Source organism: Gardnerella vaginalis (assembly GCF_001546455.1).
GTDB classification, from domain to species: Bacteria; Actinomycetota; Actinomycetes; order Actinomycetales; family Bifidobacteriaceae; genus Bifidobacterium; species Bifidobacterium vaginale_B.
This window is the reverse complement of record NZ_KQ956821.1, coordinates 72,856-80,358: the sequence shown is the minus strand read 5'-3', so window position 1 is coordinate 80,358 and position 7,503 is coordinate 72,856. Positions and strand designations below refer to the sequence as shown.

Sequence of the window (7,503 nt, the reverse complement as noted above, 5' to 3'; positions counted from 1 at the left end):
TTTTTCTTGCTGCTTCAGCGAATCACCATTTCGGCGCTGCGCGACGACCTGCCTGAGCACTTAGAGCGTAGCGTGCGAAGGCAATTCGATTCGCTGAGCTTGCTTAAGGTTGAAAGCACAGTGTGCTTTCAACGCAAGCGAGGATGTGAGCGCGCTGTAACGCGCGAGCGATACGCCTTGATCGCTGCGAAAAATCTCGAATCTCTACCTAGTTTGCGCTATTAACTGCGCTTGCGCGTTACAATAATCCATCCAATTGACGCGATTGGAATCGCCACAAGCGTAGAAATCCACGGAACCATCATTCCGCCATGCGAACTCCACGCGTCAATCGCAAAGCCTGCAACCATTGATCCAAGAGAAGCTCCGACTGCAGATGCTGTTGGCAGCCACGATAATCCTTCGGTAAGCGAATGCTCTGGAATTGTGTCTTTAACAATAAGATTTCCAGTTGCAAAAATCGGCGAAACGCACAATCCGCTCAAAAGCTCAAAAATGCTTAGAAGTACAAGCCTGTCTATGTTAATGTTCATAAGAATAAAGCCAACAGTAAGCAGGCTTAGAAACACGATTAGGTGCGACCAGTTAGATCCGCGGAATTTATGCGAGCCAAAAATCACGGCTCCAACTAAAGACCCGCACGCAAACAGCGCAAGTTGCAAGCCTATGAGTTTGTCTAATCCTTGCGCGCGCATTGCTGCCGTAACGGATACGTCAAAAGCGCTAAAACTCATGTTAAAAACAAGGAACATAATAACAAGCGGTATGATTCCGCGGTAAAGAAGCACGTTTTTTGGCTTGTTTTTGCGATTTGTGTTCCTTAGCTGTTTTAGTGAAAGTTTGTCGATAAGCTTTGTTGCGTTATTGCTTTTCTGTACATCTTCGCTTTGATCGCTTATTGCATTTTGCACATCTTCATCGCTAGCGGGAGCTGTTTCTACTTGCACAATTTTAACAACCGCAGGTTGTGTGTTTTTAAGCGACAAGAACCATGCTCCGCCTAGTCCGCTTGCTAGAACTGGCACAAAAAGCTGCGATACAGGGTGAACGCTAGTGGCAAGCCATGCCGCAAGAATTGGCCCGAAAATAAACACAATCTCGTCTATTCCAGATTCCAGCGCGTATGCAACATTTAGCAGCGTGTCGTCGCTTTGATTTTTAAGCGTGTATGCCCAGCGCGTTCTAACAAGCGCGCCGAATGCAAACTGCGTAACGCCCATTAAAATTGCAAGCGCAAACAGTATTGGCAGTGGTATGTGAAAAAGTGCGGCTGTTGCAAAAGACAGCATGCATATAACTTGCGCACTTAGGGCGATTACACCCACTTTTCGCTGGCCGAATCTGTCAAAAAGCTTTGCGTATAATGGCGTTACGGCTGCTTGCGATAGCACGTATGCGGCGCTCATTGTGCCCGCAATCGTCCAATTGTTGTAAATGTGGTTTAAAGCTAGAACAATTCCTAGGCCCATCATCGAAATAGGCAGCCTTGCTATTGCTCCAGATATGCAAAACGCTCGTGTTCCTTCAAATGAGAACAATCTTACGTAGTTTGACATAGGCGAAGACTTTGGCTGCGCCGATTGCGATGACATATTCACTTCCCTTAAAATTTATACCGTTTAACGTTTTTAATATGATTGTTTTTGAGTGTCTTTCCAGTTTACAGTATGGCGTCAAAGTTTGCCGATGTTGTTTTGTTTTTCCTGGAAACGTACGTAAATTGGGCCAAATTTGGTACAAAGTGCGTCAATTGGTTCCGCTTTTTGTACGTGATTTGGGTGGAATTTGGTACAAAGTGCGGAAGGTTCTTCCCGAGTTTGTTTATTTTTGCCCGTGTTTGTTTACATTTTGGGTCAAATAGGGAACAAACGCGGGAATACTTTCATATGTTTGTTTATTTTTGCCCGTGTTTGTTTCCGTTTTTGGTGATTTTGGGAACAAACACGGGAAAATCGCTCGCGATTGACGTGATTATTTTTTGCGATTATCTTTTGACAAAAAGTATTGTAGAATTGATTTATAGATTTCAAATAAAACTGGAAGGCAAATCAATGTTTGGTTCACTTATTTATTCAGCTTCGGGATTGGCGAGTATTCAATCTGGTTCTGCAATAGTTGGCTCCTTGATTTTTGCAATCGTGGTAGTTCTTATTGGTCTTGGAATTAAAATTTGGAAAAAATACGGCAAGCACTAAAATCAGCCTAATATTTCCACTAATATTTCACTAATATTTTTCACTAGCACTTTCTGTTAGACACTTTCTGCTAGATATTTTCTGTTAGATATTTACGGATAAAAGATAAATATTTGCCGTTACAGATAAATGTTTGCTGTTAAACATTAGCTGTTAATTATTCGTCATTAAATTTTTATTGCACGCGCGCAAGTCGCAGTTTTTGTGTGATTCCGTTGAGGCTTAACGATACAATAAAGTAGATGAGTGATACAACGACGCAATTAACGGATGAGATTCTTGCAGAGATTGTAGACTCTGTAAAAATTCCTCAATCCGCAGAGATAAACAATAAAAAGTCAATAAAAACTGTGAAAAAAGAAAATAAAACTACGAATAAAAATACAAAAACTAAAAAAACTAAAGACGCTGAATTGCATAAGGTGAGTAGGGCGTCTAAGGGGTTTAAAGCGGTTAAAAGTTCTAAGACTACTTACAATGCGCTTCCACCAGTGGTAAATGATCAGCGAGAGGGCGCGCTTGTTGCGCCTCCAAAGTATCGCAAGGGGTCAATGCGAATCGTTCCGCTTGGTGGTTTGGGTGAAATTGGCCGAAATATGAACGTTATTGAATATAATGGTCATATTTTGCTTATAGATTGTGGTGTTTTGTTCCCAGAAGAAGAGCAGCCAGGCGTAGACTTGATTCTTCCAGACTTCCACTACATTCAAAACAGACTAGACAAAGTGGATGCGCTAGTTTTAACTCACGGCCACGAAGACCACATTGGCGGCGTGCCATATTTGCTTAAAATGCGCCCAGATATTCCGCTAATCGGCTCTAAGCTTACTCTTGCGTTTGTTGAAGCAAAGTGCGAAGAACACAAGATTAAGCCAAAAACAATTCAGGTAGAAGGCCGCGCAAAGCTAAAAGTTGGCCCATACAATCTAGAGTTTATTAGCGTAACGCACTCAATTCCAGACGCTCTTGCAGTGTGTGTAAAAACGCCAGCTGGAACGATTATAGACACGGGAGATATTAAGCTAGATCAGCTTCCATTAGACCATAGAATCACAGACTTGGTTGAATTTGGAAAGCTTGGCGAGCAGGGGATTGACCTATTAATGGCAGATTCCACTAACGCCGAGGTTCCAGGTTTTGTTAAGCCAGAAACTTCGATTGGCCCAGCTTTGGATCAGGCGTTTGCTAACGCATCTCGCAAGATAATCGTAGCAAGCTTCTCCAGCCACGTTCACCGCGTTCAGCAAGTGGTAGATGCTGCACACAAGTATGGCAGAAAAGTGGTGTTTGTTGGGCGCTCAATGGTTAGGAATATGTCTATTGCGGCCGATCTTGGCTACTTGCATATTCCAGAAAATACTGTTGTAGATTTAAAGCAAGCAAAAGATATTCAAGACGACAAGCTTGTGTATATGTGCACAGGGTCTCAAGGCGAGCCGATGGCAGCACTTGGGCGAATCGCAGATGGAATACACAAAGATATTACGGTAAACGAGTTTGATACCGTTATTCTTGCAAGCTCACTAATCCCTGGAAATGAGCATGAGGTTTACAAGGTTATTAACAAGCTTGTGCAGATGGGCGCTCGCGTAATCAACAAAGACAATGCTGCTATTCACGTATCTGGTCATTGCAACGAGGGCGAGTTGCTTTACTTGTACAACATTGTTAAGCCAAAGTGCGCTATGCCAATCCACGGCGAACACAGGCATCTTGTTGCAAACGGTTTGATTGCTGTTAAAACTGGCGTGGATCCTAAGAATGTTGTTTTGGCAGAAGATGGCGATGTTGTGGACTTGTACCACGGAAATGCCGCTGTTGTTGGCTCTGTTCCATGCGGATACGTGTATGTTGACGGCGATTCCGTTGGCGAGCTTACCGACGAAGAGCTGGAAAAGCGCAGAATCCTTGGCACGGAAGGCTTTGTGTCTAGTTTTGTAGTGGTAAATACCGATAGCGCAGACGTTGTAACGGGGCCAAAGATTTACTTGAATGCTGTTGCAGAAGACGAGTCTGATTTTGAAAAAGTTCGATCTCAGATTGTTTTCCAGCTTCAAGATGCCATGATGCACGGTGAGAAAGACACGCACAAGCTTCAGCAGATTATGCGCAGAACGCTTGGAAGCTGGATTGCGCGTGCGCTGCGTAGGAAGCCAATGATTGTGCCAGTTGTTGCGGATCTTGCGCAAAAGGATTAGTTAAGCGATTAGTCTGCGATTAGTCTGCGATTAGTAAAAACTAATCAAGAATCAGCAAAATAGTCAAAAATATAAAAAAATATAAGAAAAAATATAAGAAGATATAAGGAAGTTAATATGCCAGGAGCAAATCTGACTCGCGTAGAAGCTGCGGAGCGTTTTAGCGCTATCCAAATGCCAATTCACTACACTGTTGCACTCGATTTAGGCACGGGCGGCCGTGATTTTAAGTCGCACACAAAGATTGAGTTTGGTGCAAAAGATGGTGGAACAAGCTTCCTCGATTTGATTGCAAACAGCGTTGAATCCGTGGTGCTTAATGGCGTATCTCTTGATGTTTCTAAGGTTTTTGCAGATAGTCGCATCGAGCTTGCCAATTTAAACGCGCAAAACACAGTAGAAGTCGTAGCAAATTGCCAGTATTCCAACACGGGCGAAGGTTTGCACAGAAGCGTGGATCCTTCCGACGGCAACGTTTATCTTTACACGCAATTTGAGGTGCCGGATGCTCGCCGTGTTTACGCAGTGTTTGACCAGCCAGATTTGAAGGCTGTTTTTGACTTTAGTGTAGACGCTCCAGAAAGTTGGATTGTAACTTCCAACATGCCAGTAGTCAGCGAAACTGCGATTGAAGGCCGCAAGACGGAAGATGGCACTTTGGAAAATGGCGCTGTAGAAGGCATGAAGCGCTGGGTGTTTGAGTCAACTCCAAAAATGAGCTCCTACTTAACTGCGATTTGCGCAGGCCCTTACGCCGAATGGCACACGTCTTACAACAACGAAGACGGCCGCGTAGTGCCAATGGCAATGTACTGCCGCCAAGCACTTAAAGACGCGTTTGCAAAAGACGTTGACTACTTATTTGACATTACAAAGAAGGGTTTTGCCTTCTACGCTAAGACTTGGGGAGTGCCATACCCGTACGCAAAGTACGATCAGATTTACGTGCCAGAATACAACGCTGGAGCTATGGAAAACATTGGTATGGTTACAATTCGAGACCAATACGTATTTGAATCCAAAGTTACGGACGCATACGCTGAGCGCCGCGTTGTAACCGTTTTGCACGAGCTTGCGCACATGTGGTTTGGCGACTACGTAACCATGAAGTGGTGGAACGACTTGTGGCTTAACGAGTCTTTTGCTGAGTTTACGTCTACGCTTGCAACGGCTGAAGCAACCGAATGGCACGACGCTTGGAGCACTTTCAATTCTGGTGAAAAAAGCTGGGCGCTTAATCAAGATCAGCTTCCAACAACGCACCCAATCGTGGCTCCAATCAACGATTTGAACGACACCTCCGTCAACTTTGACGGCATTACTTACGCAAAGGGCGCTTCCGTTTTGAAGCAACTTGTAGCGTATGTTGGCCGAGAAAAGTTCTTTGAAGGAATTCACAACTACTTGAGCAAGCACGCTTATAGCAACGCAACTTTGGCCGATTTGTTGCACGAGTTAGAGCTTACAAGCGGTCGCAATCTTAAGGCTTGGAGCGCTCAGTGGCTTGAAAAAGCTGGAATTAACACGATTTCTACAGAAGTCGAAGAGGCTGGCGACGGCACTGGTACGATTGCTTCTTTGCGCTTGCGTCAAAGCGCCCCAGAAGAGCATCCTGTTTTGCGCGCACATCGCTTGGCTGTTGGTTTCTACAATGTGGACGAAGCAACTGGCGAAATTGTGCGTACAAAGCGAATCGAACTTGACGTTGACGGCGAAGTGACGGAAGTTGCGGAAGCGCGCGGATTAAAAAGGCCTGCGCTTATTCTTGTAAACGACGACGATTTAACGTACACAAAGCTGCGATTTGACGCAAAGTCGCTTGAGTTTGCTGCAGAAAATCTTTACCGCTTTAAGGATTCTTTGACGCGCTCGCTTATTTGGCTCGCATTGTGGGACATGACTCGCGACGCAGAATTCCCAGCAGAGCGCTTTGTGGAACTTAGCCTTAAGGCCTTGGCAACAGAGCGCGAATCTACTACTTTCCGCTATGCTCTTGGTCAAGTAAAGGTGACTGCAAGCCACTACGTGGTTCCTGAGCGTCAAGCGCAAGTTGCAAAGCATGTGGCTCACGAACTCTGGCAATTGGCTTTGGCGGCTAACGCTGGCTCGGACGAACAGTTCCAGCTGCTAAAGGCTTATCTTGGATACGGCGAAGTTGGAGATAGCGAGTTTGTGCAAATCGCTAACGGACTTCTTGACGGTTCTGTGCGCTTAGAAGGCTTAGAAATCGATAACGACTTGCGTTGGAGCATTTTGATTGCGCTCGCAGGCGTGAATGCTTTGGACGAAGCTGGAATCGATGCGGAACTCGCCAAGCGCGACACTACCGAGAATCGCGAATACGCTTACCAGGCTCGCGCGGCTCGTGCAACTGCAGAAGCTAAGGATTGGGCTTTTGAACAGGCTTTGCGTAATCTCGATTTGACTAATATGCAGATGGGTGCTGTTGTTGCTGGATTTGCAAGCACCGCTAAAGGCGATTTGGTTAAGCCTTACGTTAAGCGCTACTTTGCGGAAGTTGAGTGGATTTGGAAGAATCGCACATTCCACATGGCAGAAACTTTGATTGAAGGCTTGTATCCAAATTATGCAAATGTAGACGAGTTGGTTGAGAGTGGGCAGCGCTGGCTTGATGAGCATAAGGATGCGGATCAGGCTTTGCGACGCATGGTGCTTGGCAAGCTGGATTCTTCTCGACGCACGCTTAAAGTGCAGCATTACAACGCTTCGCTTTAGTTTTGCGTTTGTTACTGTTTGAAGTAAAGAATTAAAACCGCGGTTTGGATTTTTCCTTGCCGCGGTTTTTGTTGTTTTTGGCTGATTTTCGTTACATTTGCATCTTTGATGAGACAAATATAACGCAAGCGATTTTCCTCGCTTGGTGTTGTAGGAGGGCTGGCTAATTCTGCGTTCGCGCGGATTAGCCGCGTTTGTAGCTCTAATCGTCGTGTTTAGCTACAAAGTGCGGAAAAGATTGACGGGTTTTGTACGTGATTTGGCTCAAATTTGGTACAAAGTGCGGAGTTGTGTTCCGCTTTTTGTACGTGATTTAGGTGTAATTTGGTACAAAATGCGCGGGCGAATCGACTTGCATGAGCACTTAGAGCGTA

General features: G+C 45.1%; 5 protein-coding genes. 4 read left to right on the top strand and 1 reads right to left on the bottom strand.

The window, feature by feature from the left end; all coding sequences use genetic code 11:
* A partial coding sequence (locus tag HMPREF3216_RS06625) for a hypothetical protein (protein ID WP_060787192.1) occupies positions 1 to 225 on the top strand: 225 nt, incomplete at its 5' end.
* Here HMPREF3216_RS06625 and HMPREF3216_RS04885 read toward each other — a convergent pair.
* The gene (locus tag HMPREF3216_RS04885) at positions 222 to 1,592 is read right to left on the bottom strand and encodes an MFS transporter (RefSeq protein ID WP_060787191.1); all 1,371 of its coding nucleotides are present in this window, start codon (positions 1,590 to 1,592) and stop codon (positions 222 to 224) included. The genes HMPREF3216_RS06625 and HMPREF3216_RS04885 overlap by 4 nt on opposite strands.
* 459 nt (positions 1,593 to 2,051) lie before the next feature.
* Here HMPREF3216_RS04885 and HMPREF3216_RS06220 point away from each other — a divergent pair, with 459 nt between their 5' ends.
* From HMPREF3216_RS06220 to pepN, 3 genes are all read left to right on the top strand, one after another.
* Positions 2,052 to 2,195 (top strand): hypothetical protein, encoded by a 144-nt coding sequence (locus HMPREF3216_RS06220; RefSeq protein ID WP_081090992.1) that lies wholly within the window; start codon positions 2,052 to 2,054, stop codon positions 2,193 to 2,195.
* A 242-nt stretch (positions 2,196 to 2,437) separates the two neighbouring features.
* Positions 2,438 to 4,393, top strand: coding sequence for a ribonuclease J (locus tag HMPREF3216_RS04875; protein WP_060787189.1), 1,956 nt, complete (start codon positions 2,438 to 2,440; stop codon positions 4,391 to 4,393).
* A gap of 117 nt (positions 4,394 to 4,510) precedes the next feature.
* Positions 4,511 to 7,129, top strand: coding sequence for an aminopeptidase N (pepN, locus tag HMPREF3216_RS04870; RefSeq protein ID WP_060787188.1), 2,619 nt, complete (start codon positions 4,511 to 4,513; stop codon positions 7,127 to 7,129).
* Positions 7,130 to 7,503 lie beyond the last annotated feature (374 nt).

Excerpts from the sequence above, each read along its gene's own strand:
- HMPREF3216_RS04885 (WP_060787191.1), bottom strand. The coding sequence starts at position 1,592 with ATGTCATCGCAATCGGCGCAGCCAAAGTCTTCGCCTATGTCAAACTAC.
- HMPREF3216_RS06220 (WP_081090992.1), top strand. The coding sequence starts at position 2,052 with ATGTTTGGTTCACTTATTTATTCAGCTTCGGGATTGGCGAGTATTCAA.
- pepN (WP_060787188.1), top strand. The coding sequence starts at position 4,511 with ATGCCAGGAGCAAATCTGACTCGCGTAGAAGCTGCGGAGCGTTTTAGC.
- HMPREF3216_RS04875 (WP_060787189.1), top strand. The coding sequence starts at position 2,438 with ATGAGTGATACAACGACGCAATTAACGGATGAGATTCTTGCAGAGATT.